A 17,532-nucleotide genomic window follows, 5' to 3' on the forward strand; every position below is an offset into this window, starting at 1 on the left:
CAATTGTCACCCGCCGGCTCTGGTTTCAGCTGGATGACTCTCGGGGGTCAGAGCACAAAGACTTAAAGGCCGAGCTAAACACTCGGCTTTTGGCATTCCAAATTCTTGTCAACACCTGGTCAACGTTTTGCGAGGCCCCCTGCGCGCGCCCGATGATCGTGGCCATGACCTTCACACCTTCAACAGTTCAAGCAGCGGATCAAAGGCGTACATCGCCGCGCGTCGCCCCGAAGCCGGTTCAATGGTGCGCAGCAAGCCCGCCTCGACCAGCCGCCGGGACAGCGCGCGAGCGGAGGACGGTGGGATCCCCGAGCGTTCGACGAAGCGGTCGTTGCGGAAGATCGGGCTCGCGAAGACGAAGTCCAGCGCCTGATCGTGGAACTGCGAGTTAAGCACTTCGCGAAACCGTTCCCGCATCTCGCCGTGAAGGCGGAAGATCGCGTCGGCCGTCTGGATGTTCACCGTCGCCTGGGCGTGCATCGCCTTTAGGAAGAATACCACCCAGCCGGTCCAGTCACCGGTGGCGGAGACAGCGCGCATCCGTTCGATGTACTCGTCCTTGTGGGCTTCGAAGTAACCCGAAACGAAAAAGTTCGGCTGATGCAGGACGCCGAGTTTCCACAGCATCAGGGTGATCAGCATCCGGCCGATCCGGCCGTTACCGTCTTCGAACGGATGCAGAGCCTCGAATTCGACATGCGCGATGGCGGTGCGGATCAATGGCCGCATCGTGCTCTCGTTGATGTAGCGGACCAGTTCGCCCATCGCCGGGCCCAGCTGCTCCGGGGCGATTGGAACGTAGTAGATCCTTCCCCGCCGTTCATCCCCGATGTAGTTCTGCTCAACCTTGTAGCTTCCCGGGCGCTTGCGGGCTCCCCGGCCAAAGGACAGCAGCTGTTGGTGGGCGGTCCGGATCAGGTGTTCGCCCAGCGGTGCGCCGTCGGCAAGCGCCTGTTGAGCATTCCGTAGCGCGCGGGAGTAGAGGTAGGTCTCGACGTCGTCATTGCGCGCTTCCCGATAAGGGTCGGCGCTGCCCGCGTCTTCTTCGGCTTCAAGGCGGTACAGCTCTTCGATGGTCGAGATCGTCCCCTCCATCCGGGACGAGGTGACTGCATCCTGGCGACGCAGGGGGGCAAGGAACAGCTCACTGTTCACCATGCCCGACATCTTGGCATCGTACCGCGCGAGGGAGGCCGCAGCCTCTTCGAGCGGTCCGAGAAGCACCTCGTAGTCGAGTGAGCCAGGGGGAAAGCCGCCGGTGTGATAGGTAACGGCATCCGCAAGATCGTAAGGCTTGGTGATCATGGTTGTGCCGATTCTGTCATCAACGAGGTTTGACGCCAATCTAGTCACGACAAGTGCGCTTGGCAACAGAATATGGCTCTATTCTGACATCAAGGGTTGTTGTCGCCAGTAGTCTGCCGTCAACCCGGTTTGGTGGCAGAGACAGGCGGAAAAGTGGTATCAAAGCAGGATCCCCTGTCATTCGCCGCAAGTCATGCGGGGAATAGAGGGTCCAATCTCCGCATGAACGTTATGGTGACCTGTTTCTTGAACGACTGGGTCGGGCTGAGTCCGGCCGCTCCTTTGCATGTCAGGAACCCTCGGACAATTTCCATTCCTGTCCGAGGTTCTGCAACACCAGGTCGCGCGCGGGGCAACCGGCACATCTGTCCTGCCGCGGCTTCTCCGACAGTCGCTCGGCCATGCTCAGGAAGGTGATCAACACCGCATCGGAATGCTGCGCAAGCCGGATCAGATGCTCTCCGCTCGGCCCGCGGTCGCCAGACAGCCAATACTTGGCCGTCCGTTCACTCACTGCGGTCCAGCGCATCACCGTCTTGATGGCCTGATGCGTCGGTCCCAGTTCGCGGCGCAGGGTGTCGGCAATGGCCTTGCGATAGGCTGCCTGGTCCGCAGCGAGGTGCACAGTTGTGCCCATTTTCGGCACAGATGTGCCCATCTTGATCCGCATCGCAGCGTCCTCTTCCGGTAAACCTGTGGAGAAGACAACACAGCGGCAGATTCCATTTTGCGCCCCAGTCCATACCCCGGGTCCGACCAGACGGAGACGCCTGCATGAACTGATCTGGAGACGGGAATGGCAGGCAGAGAGCCGACGTCAAAGAGAGAACCGGTGAAGTCCCCGCCAAGGCGTCGTGCGGCTGAATATGTCCGCATGTCCACGGACCATCAGAAATACTCGACCGAAAACCAGTCGGATGCGATCCGCAAGTACGCGGAGGAACGCGGCTTTGAATTGGTCCGATCCTATGCCGATGCCGGAAAGAGCGGGCTGAGGATCGAGGGTCGCGAGGCGCTGCAGCAGCTGATCCAGGATGTACAAGACGGGACCGCGGATTTCGAGGTGATTCTTGTCTATGACGTCAGCCGATGGGGCCGTTTTCAGGATGCCGATGAATCCGCCTATTACGAATATATCTGCCGTCGCGCCAACAAGCAGGTCGAATACTGCGCCGAGCAATTCGAAAATGACGGCGGCCCGGTTGCCACGATCGTCAAGAGCGTCAAGCGCGCGATGGCCGGGGAATACAGCCGGGAACTTTCCAACAAGGTCTTCATCGGACAGTGCCGCCTGATCGAACGCGGCTTCCGTCAGGGCGGTGCGGCGGGCTTTGGCCTTCGCCGGGTTCTGCTTGACGAACGCGGCGAGGTGAAGGCCGAGCTAAAGCGCGGTGAGCACAAGAGCTTGCAGACAGACCGGGTGATTCTGGTGCCTGGGCCTGAGACCGAGGTAAGAACCGTTCGCTGGATATACAGCCGGTTCCTCAAGCACGGCCGTTCGGAAAGCGAAATCGCTGCAGAACTGAATGAGCGCGGGATACTGACCGATCTCGACCGGGCCTGGACCCGCGCCACCGTCCATCAGATTCTGACCAACGAGAAATACATCGGCAACAACGTCTACAACCGGCGCTCCTTCAAATTGAAGCAGAAACGGGTCGCGAATGGCCCTGAGATGTGGATCCGGTCGGAAGGGGCGTTCGATGCCATCGTTGAGCCGAAACAGTTTCAAAAGGTGCAGGCGATCATAGCCGCCCGCAACCGCCGGTTCTCGGACGACGAGATGTTGGAACGGTTGACGCGGCTGTTCCAGCGCCATGGCTACATATCCGGTCTGGTGATTGACGAGGCCGACGGCATGCCGTCGAGCGGCGCCTATGCCCACCGGTTCGGCAGCCTGATCCGGGCCTATTCCCTCGTCGGCTTCACACCGGACCGGGACTACCACTACATCGAAGTGAACCGCTTGCTGCGGATGTTCCACGGCGACGAGGTGGAGCGTGTGATCCGCGAGATCACCCGACTCGGCGGCACCGTGACGCGCAATCCGGGGACTGACCTGCTGACGATCAATGGCGAATTCACCGCCTCCGTCGCTGTCGCCCGCTGCCGCGAAACCTCCACCGGCGGCCTGCGCTGGAAAATCCGTTTCGACACCGGCCTCGTGCCCGACATCACCATCGCCATCCGGATGGACCGAACGAACACCGCCGCGCTCGACTATTACCTGCTGCCCCAATTCGAGATGCGAACAAAACCCCTGGGGCTTGCCGAGGAGAATGGCCTGATGCTGGACGCTTTCCGATTTGAAACGCTGGATTTCTTCTTCGACATGGCCCGCCGCGTTCCGGTTGCCGAGGTGACACCATGGTGAGCGAAGTCGAGATGCGGGACGAAGTGCAGATCATCCCGATTTCCGCCATCACGGTGGAGAACCCGCGCGAACGCTCGGAAAAGACCTTCCGCGCGCTTGTCGACAGTATCGGCAGGGTCGGGCTGAAAAAGCCGATCACCGTCGCCCGGGTCGATGAAGAGGCGGGAGTGTCCTATCGTCTGGTCTGCGGTCAGGGTCGGATGGAGGCGTATGTCGCCCTTGGGGAAACCCACATCCCGGCCATCGTTGTAGAGGCAAGTGAGGTCGAACGGCTACTGCGCAGTGTGATCGAGAATATCGCCCGCCGCCAGCAGCGGCCGCTCGAGCTGTTGCAGGACATCGCCGTCCTGCGCGACCGAGGGTATTCGGACCATCAGATCGCCGACAAGACGGGGCTTTCCCTCGCCTATGTTCATGAAATCGGCGAGTTGATCGCCAATGGTGAAGAACGCCTGCTGATCGCGGTCGAAACCGGGCAGATGCCGCTCAGCGTCGCGCTCTACATCACGCGGGCCGAGGAGAAGGACGTGCAGAAGGCGCTGGAGGCTGCTTATGCCTCCGGTGAACTGCGCGGAAAGAAATTGCTGGAGGCGCGGCGGCTGGTCGAGTTGCGCCACCGTCACGGCAAGCAGCGAGGTGGCGCGCGGAACAAACAGCCACGCGCGCGAATGACATCTGCCGCGCTGGTCAAAGCCTATCGCGCCGAGGCCGAGCGTCAGCAGGACATGGTCCGCAGGGCGCAGTCGACGCGCAGCAGCCTGCTGTTTCTCGATGCGGCATTTCAGTCGCTCTTGAAGGACGAGAACTTCTTGACGCTGCTTCGTGCCGAGGGGCTCGATTCCTTGCCGCGCATGATCGTCGCTGGCCTTCAGGAGCCAAGATCATGACACACATGAAGAAAATGCCTCCTCCGAAGAGCCCGGGATTCGAGGCGAACCTGCGCACGATCCAGATCGAAGCGATCCTGCCGGTCAAGCAACTGCCGGCCACAGTGCCCAAGAGCCAGAAGTATGGACAGATCGCCGCGTCGATCCGCGAGGTCGGGCTGATCGAACCGCCGGTGGTCGCCCGTGCGGCAGGACAGGAAGGGTGCTTCATCCTTCTCGATGGCCATGTTCGGCTGCATGTTCTGAAGGAAATGGGCGAGACGACCGTCACCTGCCTGGTGGCGACAGACGACGAATCCTTCACTTACAACAAGCGCATCAGCCGCCTCGCCACGATCCAGGAGCATAAGATGATCCTGCGCGCGGTCGAGCGCGGCGTATCGGAGGCCCGCATCGCGGCAGCGCTGAATGTGAACATCGCTCTGATCCGACAGAAGCGCACCTTGCTGAACGGGATCTGTCCGGAGGCCACCGAACTGCTGAAGGCCCGGCACTGCCCGATCAACAGCTTCCGGTCCCTGCGCAAGATGAAGCCCCTGCGGCAAATTCAGGCGGCGGAGCTGATGATCGCCGCGAACAATTACACCGTGCCCTATGTCGAGGCGATCCTCGCAGCATCTGACGTCGCTGACCTGGTTGACCCGTCTGCAAAGAAGACACCTGCAGGTGTGACACGCGAACAAGCCGATCGGATGAAGACCGAGATGGCCAACCTGCAAAAGAACATCAAGCTGATCGAAGGCACCCTTGGGCCGGATCACCTCCGGCTTGTGGTGGCCGGTCGCTATGTCGAGCGGCTCCTGCAGAATGACCGTCTCGCCCGCTACCTCGACAAAAACCATGGCGAAATCCTTGCCGAGTTTCGGCAGATCGTCGCGGGCCTGGCGCAGCCAGCGCCCACGACGGAAGCGCGGAGCAGTGAGGCCGATTAGTTCGCCGACTGCTTTCTATCGACGATGGGGACCCGGACCCGAAAGCGCGGGGACCGCAGGAGACGCTGGACAGAGGGCCGGATCAAGCGCGGCGGCGGGGATGGCGGCGAACCCGCTCGGAGCCCGCCAGGCTGGCTCGAGTTTTCGCCAGCCCAATGGTCGGCTTCCGGCCATTGAAAGGGGCGGGCGCATCCGCTGAGGGGGACGAATGCGCCCGCCGCCCTAGAAGTCCGTCTCGACGTATATCCCAGCGCAGTCGTAGGCGACGGCGGCGGCGGTGGCGCCGGTGTTCAGGAACAGCCGCGGCGACAGGAATTGCGTCGCGCCGGGCAGGTCGGCGGCGATTTCCTGTTCGAAGACAGCGCCAGTGACCTCGTTCACTGCTCGGACCCATACCGACGAACCGTTCGGGGGCGCGGCTATGAACAGGGTTAGCACCCCGCCTGTGGCAATGGCAAAGCTCGCGCCCATGTCGGTGAGCGTCGGTGATCCGGTCCCGTCATTGGCGACCAGCTGCCAGTTGGCATGGGTGCCGCGCTGGAACCCGATACCAATGCAGTTGATAGCTGCGGACAGCGTCAGGGTGGTGGCCAGAGCAGCCGTCGATCCGTAAAGACCGAAGAACCCCATACCAGTTGCCTGCAGCGTCGTCAGCGAAATCCGCGTCACGAAAGTCCAGCCACCGAGGCCTGCGGAATTGCCTCGCCAGCAGGCCCAGCCTGCCGAACGCTGGTCTGCGACCGAATCCGCCACGGCCGCCGAGGTCAGACGCCAGCGGCGCATCGAGGCTGCAAGATTGGTGGCGGCGAGCGTCGGGTGCGAGACGGTGCCGACCGAGGTGATCGGCAGGCCTTCGCTGGTGATCGTCGTGCCGGTCGAAGGCGCCCAGTTCGCGATCCGGTTCACCCCGAAATGCGGCTGGAGCGGGAAGTCCCGGCCCGAGGGTCGCATGACGTCGATCCACGGTGCCCCGGCGCGGCTGCGGGCATAGACGGCGGCCTTGCCTGCGGGCGGCGGGGATGGCGCGGCTGCCAGTCCCGGCAGGATCGTCGGCTGCGGCAGTTCCACCTGGCCGCCGGTCCGGTCGATCCTGATCGCGTCGAAGAAGGCCGAGCCGTCCGGGCTGACCTTGAAGCTGAAGTCATCGTTGCCAAGGAGGCCGATCAGGGCGCGGGCCGAGAAGCCGGTCTTGAACGCGAAGGCGGCATCGTTCGCCGGGGCCACCTTGTTCACCGTCGTTTCGATCCCCGCGCCCGCGTTGTTCAGCAGCACTGCGGGCGTGTTGACCGAAACCCGGTTGTAACTGTCCGCCGTGGCCCCGCCGAGGCCCAAGAGCTGCGCGGTCAGGTTCGCCTGCGGCATGCCGACCTGCGTGACGGTATTGGCGAAGGTGACGGTCGGCGTGTTGATCACCGTTGTCCCGCCAGCACCTGCCGCGGCCGAGCCGATGTTCACGACCGTTGTGGACCCGGACGCACCGCCGGTGCCGATGTTCACGGTCTTGGTCATACCCGTGGTCGTGGCCCCGGTGCCCATGCCATAGGTGGCGGTCGTCGTCGCCGTACCGATGCTGGCGGAAGCGGCCGAAACAGTGACTGTTCCCGAGGCGGTCAGCGTCCCCGAAAACGTCTTGTTGCCGGTGAAGGTCTGGGTCCCCGCGAGGATCGCCAGTTCCGACGAGGTGTTTGGCAGCGTGAAGCTGCGCGTCGTCCCAGTGCTGATCCCCGCGAGCGAAAAGGTCGCCTTCTTCGTTGGATCGGCGTCGTTCACGAGGCTGAACACGGCATCCGACACGTCGCGCGGCTCGCCCACGACCTCCCAGGCGCTGCCGCTCCAGACGAGGAACCGCCCCTCGGCCGCGACCCACACGAGCCAGCCGGTGCGCGGCACGAGGCGGATCCATGCGCCGTCGATCCAGAAGGCGATGTTCAGATCCCACCCGGCCCAAAGGCCGGTGGCGCCCGAGGCCACCAGATGGCGATTGCCGTCTGCCGGGCTCGCCGGGGGCGCGGTGCGCGTTCGGTCGAGGACCGAGAGTTGGACCATGGCGTCGAGGAGGCGCAGGGCCTCGTTGTGCGTCACATGCTTTTGCGCTTGGGCCGCCAGCAGGTAGGGCAGGCCCAGATGGGTTGTGGTGTCGGACATCGGGGTTCCCGTAAGTTGGGATCAGAATTGCAGCGTGACCACGGCGGGCGTGCCGCGGCCGAGGCGGTTCGAGAGCTGGAAGATGCGGATCGCGAGCGTCTGGCCGGGTCCGAGCGGCGCGCCCCAATCGGCGGTCTGCTGGGCGGCGGTGTAGAGGACCGAGGGCGCGCTGCTGGTCAGCGTGCGCTTGATGGCCGGGCCATCAAGGATCTGCATGTCGTAGGACTCGAGGTCTTCTGCGATCGGCACTTCGACCTGTTCCCAGGCATCCGCGACCAGCGAGCGGGACCGGCGCGTCCAGCGGATGGTCAGGTCGCCGGGTGCGCGCGCTGTCCGCCACGGCTGCTCGACATGGACCGGCGCGAAGGGCACGAGACCCCTGCCGGTCGGGGTGAAGCCCAGCGCGGCATAACTCGCATCACTGATCGCACGCGCGGCCGGGCCAACGCGCCAGTTCCACGGCAAGCCCAGGTCAGCCTCGGCGATGGGCAGCGAGGCCAAAGTCGTATCGAGGACGACGACCCGCGCACCAGCCGGGGCCGGATTGCCCATCGCGCGCTCTGTTCCGCGCTGGCCACGCAGCAGGCGGGTCAAGCGGTACCTGCCCGAGGCGATCAGTTCGGCCGCACCCGCCTGGACAATTTCCCACTGGCCAGCGGCGCTCTCGACCGCCAGCGCATTTGCCCCGCCGAACAGCGCGACGTCGGTCACGCTTTCCAGCGTTCCGGACAGCAGATCGACGACCAGCGCGTTGCCCAGATCGAAGCGCGAGGTCGGCCCCGGAAAGAAGTCAAATGCCAACGTGCCGATCCGGGCCCGACTGCCGAATGTGGTCAGGAGGTTGAACCCATCCGTCGAGGCGCTGCGGAAGACCGCGATCTCGCCGGGCCAGGGGCTGGTATGGGCGGCGATCAGGGGGCGATGCGCGGGCTGGTCCTCCGAAATCTGCGGCAGGTCCAGCATCACCACCTCGGGTGTGCCGAAGACGACGGGGCTGGCGAGCGAGGCCGGTCGGGGATCCCCGGGCGGCAGATCATAGGCGGCCCGGTCCTGGCGGACGGCCTCGATCCCGCGCGCCTCGGCATCGGCGACCGAGACGAGCCGGAATTCCACCTCGCGGCCGTCATGGGCGAGCCGGATCACGTCGGCCGGATCGAGGGCAAGGCGCGAGGGCGGCAAACGGAAGGTCGCGCTTTCCCGGCCGATCCAGGCTTCCATCAGCGCGCGGCGGCAGCGGCGTTCGGCTTCCTCGGGCGGGATCGCCATGGGGAAGGACTCGGAAGCGATGCGGGTCGTGTCGACGGTAATGCGGCGGGCCTCGACCAGCGCTGCGTCGTAGTCCTCGTCTGCGCGGGCGACCTGCCACTTCAGGGCTTGGGGCAGTTCGGTCTCCTGGCCGCGCGTCAGCTCGAAGGCTTCGCCCTCACGACTGGCCACCAGATCGTCGATGGTGAGCGTCGCAGCCGAGGCGCGGCCACGCATGACGAAGCGGATCACGCCCTCGGTCTCGATGGCATCGAAGCCGAAGTGGCGGGCCAGCGTGGAAATCGATGCGCGCGGGCTTTCCAGCGCGCCGATCACATAGCCCTCGACCGCGCCCCAGAGGCCGGAAACGTCGATCAGGTCTTCCGCCAGCCCAGCGCGCAGGCAGAGGTGGCGTACGAGGGCTGCCAGCGAAACTGCGCCGAGGCGCCCGGTCAGCCAGTGCCCAAGCCGCCAGTTCGGGCCGTCTGTCCAGACGCCGGTCAGTTCGGGAAAGAACGGATAGGGCCGCGCATCCCAGGTCCAAGCGGCACATTCGGGGACATGCACCATCCGGCCACCGTAGATCGCGGACGTCGGGTTGTTTGCCGGGGTTCCCCACCAGAGGTAACTGGCCTCGAGATAGGCGCGCTGGATCGCATCGTCGCGCCAGCCCCGCGAGAAGTAAGGGGTGAAGCTCTCGGACGACTTCGGGTCGAAGAACACGTTCGGCTGGTTCGTGCCCCGGTCGATGGCGGGGCAACCCAGTTCGGTGAACCAGACCGGCTTCGACTGCGGCACCCATGCGGTGGGCGTGCCGCTCTCGACGCCGCCCGGCCGGTTGAAATGCGCGTTCGACCACCAGGCGCGCAGATCCTTGTAGCGGAAGACCCAGGGCTTGCCCGCGCTGCCGTCGGTGATGGGCGTCCGGATCTGGGCCGACCGGTCGGCGGCGCTGGCATAGAACCAGTCGAAGCCCTCGCCGCCGGCGATGTTGGCCTGCAGGTAGCCCCGGTCATGGATGGCGGGCCAGCCCTCAAGGGCATCGGCATGGTCGAAGCCGTCGCGCCAGTCGGAGAGCGGCATGTAGTTGTCGATGCCGATGAAGTCGATGTTGGCATCGGACCAGAGCGGGTCGAGGTGGAAGAACACATCGCCCGACCCATCTGCAGGGTGGTGGCCGAAGTATTCCGACCAGTCCGAGGCGTAGCCCACCTTGGTGCCCGGCCCGAGGATCGCCTTCACGTCCGCCGCAAGTGCCTTGAAGGCGGTGACAGCAGGATAGGCGCTGGCGCTGGAGCGGATCGTGGTCAGGCCCCGCATCTCGGTCCCGATCAGGAAGGCATCGACCCCGCCCGCGACGGCGCAGAGATGGGCGTAGTGAAGGATCATCCGGCGCAGGCCCCAGTCGCCCGAGGGGCCGGTCCAGCTGACGCTGTCGCCCGAAACGACGAACTGCGCGGGAGTGGCCGCGCCGAAGAAGGCCGAGACCTGCGTCGCCGCGGCGGCGGTCTTGTCCGCGGTCCCGGCAAAGCCTGCAGCCGGGGAACAGGTGATCCGCCCGCGCCAGGGGAAACTGGGCTGGCCCGGCGTGGTGGCGTTGTTGGAATAGGGGTTCGGCAGCGTGTTGCCGGGCGGGACGTCCATCAGGAGGAAGGGATAGAACGTCACCCGCAGCCCGCGCGCCTTCATCTCGCGGATCGCCTGCACCACCGCGAAATCCGCGGGCGTGCCGCCATAGACCGGCCTATCCTTGACGTCGCGGCTGACCAGATGCGCATTCGCCCGAGCCACGCCATTCACGGACCAGACCTTGGGGCTGGTGACCTTGGCCGCCACCTCGACGCCCGGCTTGACCGTGCAGTTGCCCGCGCGCAGGTCATTGCCGAACCAGGCGACGACGAGGCTGACGCTTTCGACGGCCGGTGCCATGGCCTGAAGCCGATCGAGGGCCACGACGATGTCGGCTTCGTCGGGCAGCGCGTTCAGGTTCTCGGCCGAGGTTGTGCCGCCGAATCCGCCCGCGCTCTTGCGAATCGTCTCCGTCGCATAGGTGAACTCTCCCGAGGCCGGGATCATTGTCACGGCCTTGACCAGCCCCTCGGCGGTATCGGGATCCGCGAGCGGCCGGAATACCTCGAAGGACAGCTGCGGCAGGCGATTGCCGTAGGTCGCAAGCGGCAGTTCCTCGAAGACGACATAGGCCGTACCGCGATAGGCGGGGGTGTTGGCCGCGCCCATCTTCGCAGCGATGAACGGGTCAGGCCCCTGCGCCTCGTCGCCTGGATACCAGCGCCAGGTAATGCCAGTCATGTCGAGCGGCTTGCCGTCGGCCCAGATGCGGCCGATGCCGGTGATCGGGCCTTCACACAAGGCGACTGCGAAGCTGGCGTAGTACAGATACTCGGTCGTCCGGACCTTGCCGCCGCCCCCGCCCTTGCCGCCGCCCTGCGTGGTGGTCTTCGTCTCCTCGCGGAAGTCCGTGGCCCAGATGATGTTGCCGCCGATGCGCATGCGGCCGTAGAGGCGCGGGATGATCGCGCCTTCCGTGGCCGAGGTGATCCGCAAGCTGTCGAGGCGCTGGCCCTCGATCTTCTGTGCGGGCGCCAGCGAGGACACGATCCAGCTGTCGACGACCGATCCGATGGTGGAGCCGATGAAGCCGCCGATGGCGGCCCCGGAAAAGCCGAGGATCGCGCCGCCAAAGGCCCCGCCGATGGCGGAACCGACAGCGCCGAGGACAAGCGTGGCCATTGCGAAAACTCAGGGTTCGAAGGGTTGTGGGGAGTCAGCGTGCAGGAAACAGGAAGGCGAAGGCGATGCGGCGTCGCCATGCGGGTGTCAGCGGTTCCTCGATCACGCCCAGACGTTCATAGGCGTGAAGGAAGGTGTCGGGGCCGGTCAGGATGCCGACATGCTTGGCGATGGCGCGGGGCATCATCCGGAACAGGACCAGTGCGCCGGACCCGGCCCCGGATGGATCAACTTCCAACATCATTGCCCGCGCCCCGTCTGCCAGCACCTCGCGCGGGCCGGTCTCGCCCCAGTCCCGGCTATAGGGCGGGATGGGGAACGGCTCCGGCCCGACCACCTCGCGCCAGACGCCGCGCGCGAGGCCGAGGCAGTCGCAGCCGACCCCGCGCAGGCTGGCCTGGTCGTGGTAGGCCGTGCCAAGCCAGGACCGGGCGGCGGCGATGACGCGCACGGGATCAGCGGTCGAAACTGCCGCGATCACAGAACTGCCCCCTCATGGCCCCCGTCCCTGGTGGCGTAGCGCAGGACAGCGTCTTGCCCCGGGATGTGCGGGAAGCCCCGGAAGTTGGCCACATTGGCGAACTTCGCGCTGCAAGTCGCGATCCGCTTGTCGCAGCCAGCCCGGACCACGAAGGCATCCGTTCCCGTGATCGGGCGCACCGGGGCTTCCAGCAGGGTCAGGATCGCCACGCCGTCGACGAGATCATGGGAAAGCACCTCGACCCGCCGCCCGGCATTCGCGCCTCTCGACCATTCCACCAGCCCGAAGGCAAACCAGCCTGCCGCGAAGGGGCCGAGGCCGGAAGCGGTGAAGGCCCGGTCGCGCAGCACATCGATGACCGTTCCGCTGCCCTTGAACGCCGGGGCCTCGAGGTTCACGCCGCAGCGCGCATCTCCCAGCGCGGCGTCGCAACTGGCCTGAAACGTCCGCCCGACCGTCTGGCCGAGGACATGGGCCAGCGACCGGACTTCGGCCACGAAGGCCAGCCGCCCGCGCCGGATCTGGCCGATGGCCCCGCGGCGCAGGAGCACGCGCTGCGCCGGGCTCGCCCAGTTCACCCGCCAGACCTCGACCGCCGCATTGTCCCATCGGCCGTCGAGGATGTCGGTCTCGGTGATGCGGTCCGACGACAGCACGCCTTGCGCGTCCTGCGCATCGACCGACAGGTCTGAGCCCGAGCGCACCTCGGAAGCGGTCAGCCCGCTTTCCGGCTCGAACTCGGTTCCGTCGAAGGTGAGGGTCCGGTCGTGGTCGGTGAAGCCGAAGGTCACGCCATCGGCCCGGGCGATCCGCCAGCACCAGGCGAGCGTCGTGGTGCCGTCGTCGAGATGGGCCTGCAGCGCGGGCGGGAGGGACTTCATGGCCGGTCTCCCCGTGCTGCTGCCGCGCAGAGGGCGGCGACGAAAACGCCGATGGCACCGCCCACGACCATGCCTGCGAGAAACTCAATCATCGCCGCGGAACCCGCGTTCGAGGCGGTCGCGCAGGCCGATCAGGCCGAGGCCGAGCGCAATCAGCGCGGCAGGCGACGCGTCGCCCGAACCGGACAGGAGCGTGATCAGCCGGGCGAGATCGGCCAGCGAACCGGTGGCGGGCAGCGCGAGGGAGGCGGCACCCGTGGCCAAGGCGAGCAGCCCTGCCCACCAGGTGAGCGAGGTCGGACGAATGTAGCGCATGGGATCAGACCCTCCGGATCAGTGTGGTGAAGAGGTCGGCCAGCCGGGCGAGCCAACCGTCAGGCGCGTCGGGCTGCAGTGACGGAGCGGGTGTTGCCGGTGTGGCCACCGGTCGGATCAAGGCCAGCGCCTCGACCTCGGTGAGCCGCCGGATCGGCCGCGAGAAGTCCACACGGCCCCAGCGGTCCACGGCCCAGACCGGGATCGTCCCGCCGGGATAGCGGCCGTGGCGAAAGAGGTCGCGCTCGGCCTCGCGGCGCAGGAGGATCGAGGCCGGTCGCCGCCAGTTCAGAAACGCGTCGGCGGCTGCAACGCGATTTCCGGCGTTGAGGGCCTTGGTCAGCGTGGCCCTGGCGATGGCGCCGGTGTTGTAGTGGAAAGAAACCAGCGCATCGAACTCGTGCGGGGCGAGCGGCACCTTTACCGCGCGGCGCACCTCGGCCTCGTAGGCGGCAAGGTCTGCGCGGAAGACCCTGAAGGCCTCCCGGATCCCCGCATCTAGATCGGCGGGCATGCCGCGGGGCATTTGCGCCGGATCGGGCGGACCGGCGGCGGCGGTATGGCCGATGCCGAAGGTCCAGACCTGATTCACATCGAGATAGGGTCCGGGCACGATTCCCTCGTGCCGGACGAGGGCCAGGAGGCCCCGGTCGGTCATGTGCATGGGATTACCTGAGGAGCGAGAGGAGGAGGATCAGGGCGGCGATGGCGAGGCCTACGCCCAAGCGGTGGCGGAACGTCTGACCGGGATCGCCCGGCTCGCAGCGAAGGTCGCGCGCGCGGCGGAAAAGGTCATTCATCGTCCGCCCCTCCCTGCGCGCCGCGCAGCCGGGCGAGGACGAGTTCGATGAAAGCGGGGCCGAAGACGCCCACGAGATAGGCAGCCGAGCCTGCCGCCCCGCCCGCGGGGATCGCCTGCGGTGGCAGGGCGAGCCAGGCGGTGACGAGCGCCATCGACAGGCTGCCCATTCCAGCCGCGATCAGGCCGCCGAGCAGGATGTGGCGCAGGGCGTCGCGCAGCCGCATCCGCGTGGTCAGGGCATTGGTCGCCCCGCCCAGCGCGCCCCAGGCGGCGAGGATCACCGCCGTCGAGGCCGCAAGCTCGCGCAGCACCGCCGCCAGAAATCCGGTCTCGTCGTTCATGTGCGGATCTCCAGCAGCGGGATCGAGGTGATCGACCCGAGCCGTTCGAGGTCGAGGGTGACATCGAGGGCGTCGGTGTCGAAGCGGACGGGCACGTCGAACTCGAAGCCCGCGGTAATGGCGACGCCTGCGGCCGGAGCGGTGGTGAAGGCCACCAAGCCTGTCGCGGTGGAAACCGACCAACCGGAAGGCTGCGGCGCGCCGTTCAGTGCGATGGTCACCGTCCCAGCGACCGGCTTTGTTATGGCGCGCGTCCAGGACTGCGCGCCGGAGGTGTAGCGCTTTGTGAGCTGGAACTGTGTGGCCGCTCCGTTGCCGGTGCCGATGGGTTGATCGGTTGGCCCCGGCGTCTGCGAGGGCAGACAGGACTTGAAGTCCGCCCAGTCCTTGAAGCGGAAGCCATGGAGGCGGCCATTGCGGGCCTCGAAGAAGGCGACGACTGCTGCCAGATCGTCGGCGCGGCGGATGCCGTAGGCCACGTCGTAGCGGCGGCGCGAATTGGCCCAGCTGGCGTTACGTTCCTCGGCGCCCGAGGCCAGTTCGACGATCTGGGTGCGCCGTTCGGGGCCACCGCGTGCCCCGCGGCTGATGTTGTCCGGAAACCGGACCTCGTGAAATGCCATGGCCGGTCCTCACATGCCGCGCCGACCCAGCGACACGGCGCGGGCGATGTCGCTCGCGACCTGCGTCCGGGACTGGCGGAAGCTCTCGGCATCGCGGGCGTTGATCGTGACATTGACGGTCGAGGCGCCCGCTTGGCCGTCACCCGCTGCCTCCCGGCGCGACAGGACCCGTTCTCCGCGTTGCAGGATCGCGGGCACCTCGTCCGGGCGCAGACCGGCCCAGCCCCCGCTGTGCATGCGGGGCGCACCCGCGAAGGCCAGCGCTGGGACCATCCGGCCGGGACCAGGGGCGCCGACCATCCCGCCCGCATGCAGGATGTTGGCGAAGATGCCACCCGCCTCGCCCAGCGCGCCGGAAAGGGCGTTGGCGATGGGGCCGAGGATGAAGCGGCGCGCGGCCAGCTTCGCAAGATCGGCGATCATGGATGTCACCAGATCGCGGAAGTCGAGCTTACCGGTCTTGACGAACTCGCCGATGGCGTTCTCGGCCGAGGTGAAGGCCCCGACCAGTGCCTGACCGATATCGCCGCCGATGTCGCGCGCCTTGGCGGCGTAGTCGGCCAGTGCCGCCGTGACGGCTTGCCAACCGGTCAGAGCCTGCTCGGCTCCGGCGGCAGTATCGGCCCCTGCCTGCCGTCCGGCCGCACCGGCGCGACTTGCCGCCCCGCCGGTCTCGTCCAGTTCGTCGCCCAGTGCCCCGGCCGCAGCAGCGGCGTCCGCCAGAGCGGTCTCGGCATCGGTCCCCGTGCCGGTCACCGCATCCTTCAGTGCCTGCCAGCTGGCGAGCGGCCGACCGGCGGCATCGGCGAGCATGCCTGCGGCCTCTCGATAGCCGTCGGCCCGGGCGCGGGCGTCGTCGGCCATGGCGCCGAGGCCGAGGTCGGGCGGCTCGAGATAGGTGCGGGACAGCGCGGCCGAAAAGGCGTCCGCCGCCGCAGCCCCTGCGGCTGCTGCTGCGCCCTCGAAGGGATTACCGATACGCCCGAGTTCCACCGGATCGAGGATGCCGATCCGGACACCACCTTCGCCGGTGGCCCATTCCGGCAGGAGGGCCAGCGCGGCATTCAGGGTCTCGATGAAGCTGTTGATGCGGGTGACGACGCCGTTCAGCATCGCCTCGACGCCCGAGATGAGCCCGTTTGCCGCCTGGAAGGCGAAGTCGCCGATGGCTCCCGGCAGACTGCCCCAGATCGCCACCGCGGCGTCATAGGCGCCTTGGAAGATTGCAGCTGTCCGGTCGCCGAAGCTGACCACGCCTGCGATGGTGCCTTCCAAGGCCGATAGCCCGGCCGCCTTCAGCCCCTCCCAACCGGCCGCCATCCGCGCCAGCGCGGCGTCGAGCGACAGGCCGATGCGGGACCAGACCTCGCGGGCAAGATCGCCCAGCAGGCGAAACGCCTCACCCACGCCGCCGACCCGGGCCACCAGTTGCGAGAACTGATAGACCAGCTCGCCCGCGCCGACGATCAACGCGCCGATGCCGGTGCGGATCAGGGCACCGCGCAGAAAGACTAGTGCCGTGGCAAGGCCGCGCACCGACAGGGCTGCAGCCGCCATGCCAGCCACCCAGCGCCCGGCCATGACCGCTGCGAAGGTCGCGGCATAGGTGGCAAGCCGCCCGAGGTTGTCGAAGAGCGCCGTGATCGCCTGCCCGATGGGGCCGGTCGCGCGCGCCATGTCGGCGAGCTTGGTCGCGATGGTTTCCAGCGCCGGGGCGACGGCCACCGTCAGCCGGTTGACGAGACCGGTCCAGATCAGGCTCAGCCGCGCGATGGCATCGCCCGTGCGCTCGATTTGCGCCGCATCCGCCGCGCTGACCGCCACGCCGAAGTCCTGCACGTCGCGCGCGGCGTCGCGCAGCGTGGCGCTGTCGATCCGCAGGAAGGCGAGCGCTGCCCGGTCGCCGAAAAGGTCGGAGGCCACGGCCGCCCGCTCCGCCTCGGGCACATAGCGGGCCAAGGCATCCTGGATCGCGGCGATGCGTTGATCCAGCGGCAGGGCCTGCAGGTCGGCGGCGGTCAGGTTCAGCCGCCTGAGCGCACCGACGGCCGCGCCCGAGCCGCTGGCCGCTTCCGACAGGCGCGTGGTCAGCTTCTTCGTCGCCTGCTCGATCTCGCCCATCGAGACGCCTGCCAGCTCCCCCGCCCAGGTCAGGGTCTGGATGCTCTCGACGGTCGTCCGCATCGACTGGGCGAGCTTGGCCTGCGCGTCGATGTTGGCGAGCCCCGAGCGCACCATCGCCAGCCCGGCCGCCGCAGCAGCCGCAGCGACAGCCGCCAGCGCGATCCCGGCGCGGCGCGCGAAGCTCGCCAGCCGCGCGTTGCCCAGTTCCATCTCGGAGGATAGACGGCCGAAGCCACGGGCCCCGGCATCCCCGATGCCCTCCAGTTCGGCGCGCACGCGTCGTCCGCCCTCCGCCACGAGGCGGACGGAGACCTTCTTGTGTGGAT

The 17,532-nt window shown here is 66.9% G+C and carries 16 protein-coding genes; 3 read left to right on the top strand and 13 right to left on the bottom strand.

From position 1 onward, the window contains the following. Positions 1–171: 171 nt before the first annotated feature. Positions 172–1,305, bottom strand: coding sequence for a Fic family protein (locus FL625_RS17530; RefSeq protein ID WP_149589965.1), 1,134 nt, complete (start codon positions 1,303–1,305; stop codon positions 172–174). A gap of 289 nt (positions 1,306–1,594) precedes the next feature. Then, positions 1,595–1,975: an XRE family transcriptional regulator gene (locus FL625_RS17535; RefSeq protein WP_149589966.1), complete on the bottom strand. Its 381-nt coding sequence runs from the start codon at positions 1,973–1,975 to the stop codon at positions 1,595–1,597. Positions 1,976–2,101: 126 nt separating this feature from the next. Here FL625_RS17535 and FL625_RS17540 point away from each other — a divergent pair, with 126 nt between their 5' ends. From FL625_RS17540 to FL625_RS17550, 3 genes are read left to right on the top strand one after another with little or no spacing between them, the layout of a single operon-like run. Then, positions 2,102–3,679, top strand: a complete 1,578-nt coding sequence (locus tag FL625_RS17540; protein ID WP_200833984.1) for a recombinase family protein — start codon at positions 2,102–2,104, stop codon at positions 3,677–3,679. Continuing rightward, complete coding sequence (locus FL625_RS17545) at positions 3,676–4,566, top strand: ParB/RepB/Spo0J family partition protein (protein ID WP_200833985.1); 891 nt, start codon at positions 3,676–3,678, stop codon at positions 4,564–4,566. The genes FL625_RS17540 and FL625_RS17545 overlap by 4 nt, the downstream gene beginning before the upstream one ends. After that, a complete protein-coding gene (locus FL625_RS17550; protein WP_149589968.1) occupies positions 4,563–5,498 on the top strand; it encodes a plasmid partitioning protein RepB C-terminal domain-containing protein in 936 nt (311 codons plus the stop codon). Before FL625_RS17545 ends, FL625_RS17550 begins: the two co-directional genes overlap by 4 nt. A gap of 222 nt (positions 5,499–5,720) precedes the next feature. On the opposite strand, the gene FL625_RS17555 is transcribed toward FL625_RS17550, so the two are convergent. The 11 genes from FL625_RS17555 to FL625_RS17600 form a co-directional block, all read right to left on the bottom strand. Next, positions 5,721–7,643 (bottom strand): DUF2793 domain-containing protein, encoded by a 1,923-nt coding sequence (locus tag FL625_RS17555; RefSeq protein ID WP_149589969.1) that lies wholly within the window; start codon positions 7,641–7,643, stop codon positions 5,721–5,723. 21 nt (positions 7,644–7,664) lie between these two features. After that, complete coding sequence (locus FL625_RS17560; protein ID WP_149589970.1) at positions 7,665–11,639, bottom strand: baseplate multidomain protein megatron; 3,975 nt, start codon at positions 11,637–11,639, stop codon at positions 7,665–7,667. Positions 11,640–11,673: 34 nt separating this feature from the next. Continuing rightward, positions 11,674–12,120: an NlpC/P60 family protein gene (locus FL625_RS17565; protein WP_149589971.1), complete on the bottom strand. Its 447-nt coding sequence runs from the start codon at positions 12,118–12,120 to the stop codon at positions 11,674–11,676. Next, positions 12,117–13,001 carry a phage/gene transfer agent baseplate hub protein gene (locus FL625_RS17570; RefSeq protein WP_149589972.1) on the bottom strand — a complete coding sequence of 295 codons (885 nt, stop codon included), beginning with the start codon at positions 12,999–13,001 and terminating at the stop codon, positions 12,117–12,119. The genes FL625_RS17565 and FL625_RS17570 overlap by 4 nt, the downstream gene beginning before the upstream one ends. After that, positions 12,998–13,093 (bottom strand): DUF3789 domain-containing protein, encoded by a 96-nt coding sequence (locus tag FL625_RS18625; protein WP_149589973.1) that lies wholly within the window; start codon positions 13,091–13,093, stop codon positions 12,998–13,000. Before FL625_RS18625 ends, FL625_RS17570 begins: the two co-directional genes overlap by 4 nt. Then, complete coding sequence (locus FL625_RS17580; RefSeq protein ID WP_149589974.1) at positions 13,086–13,316, bottom strand: hypothetical protein; 231 nt, start codon at positions 13,314–13,316, stop codon at positions 13,086–13,088. The genes FL625_RS18625 and FL625_RS17580 overlap by 8 nt, the downstream gene beginning before the upstream one ends. Positions 13,317–13,320: 4 nt before the next feature. Next, positions 13,321–13,980, bottom strand: coding sequence for a lysozyme (locus FL625_RS17585; RefSeq protein ID WP_149589975.1), 660 nt, complete (start codon positions 13,978–13,980; stop codon positions 13,321–13,323). Positions 13,981–13,984: 4 nt separating this feature from the next. After that, complete coding sequence (locus FL625_RS18530) at positions 13,985–14,116, bottom strand: hypothetical protein (RefSeq protein ID WP_268815795.1); 132 nt, start codon at positions 14,114–14,116, stop codon at positions 13,985–13,987. Next, positions 14,109–14,459, bottom strand: a complete 351-nt coding sequence (locus FL625_RS17590; protein WP_149589976.1) for a hypothetical protein — start codon at positions 14,457–14,459, stop codon at positions 14,109–14,111. The genes FL625_RS18530 and FL625_RS17590 overlap by 8 nt, the downstream gene beginning before the upstream one ends. Continuing rightward, complete coding sequence (locus FL625_RS17595; RefSeq protein WP_149589977.1) at positions 14,456–15,082, bottom strand: DUF2460 domain-containing protein; 627 nt, start codon at positions 15,080–15,082, stop codon at positions 14,456–14,458. Before FL625_RS17595 ends, FL625_RS17590 begins: the two co-directional genes overlap by 4 nt. A 9-nt stretch (positions 15,083–15,091) precedes the next feature. Further along, on the bottom strand, positions 15,092–17,532 hold a 2,441-nt coding region (locus FL625_RS17600), incomplete at its 5' end, for a phage tail tape measure C-terminal domain-containing protein (RefSeq protein ID WP_235019488.1).

The organism is Tabrizicola flagellatus (assembly GCF_008271465.1).
GTDB lineage: Bacteria > Pseudomonadota > Alphaproteobacteria > Rhodobacterales > Rhodobacteraceae > Tabrizicola > Tabrizicola flagellata.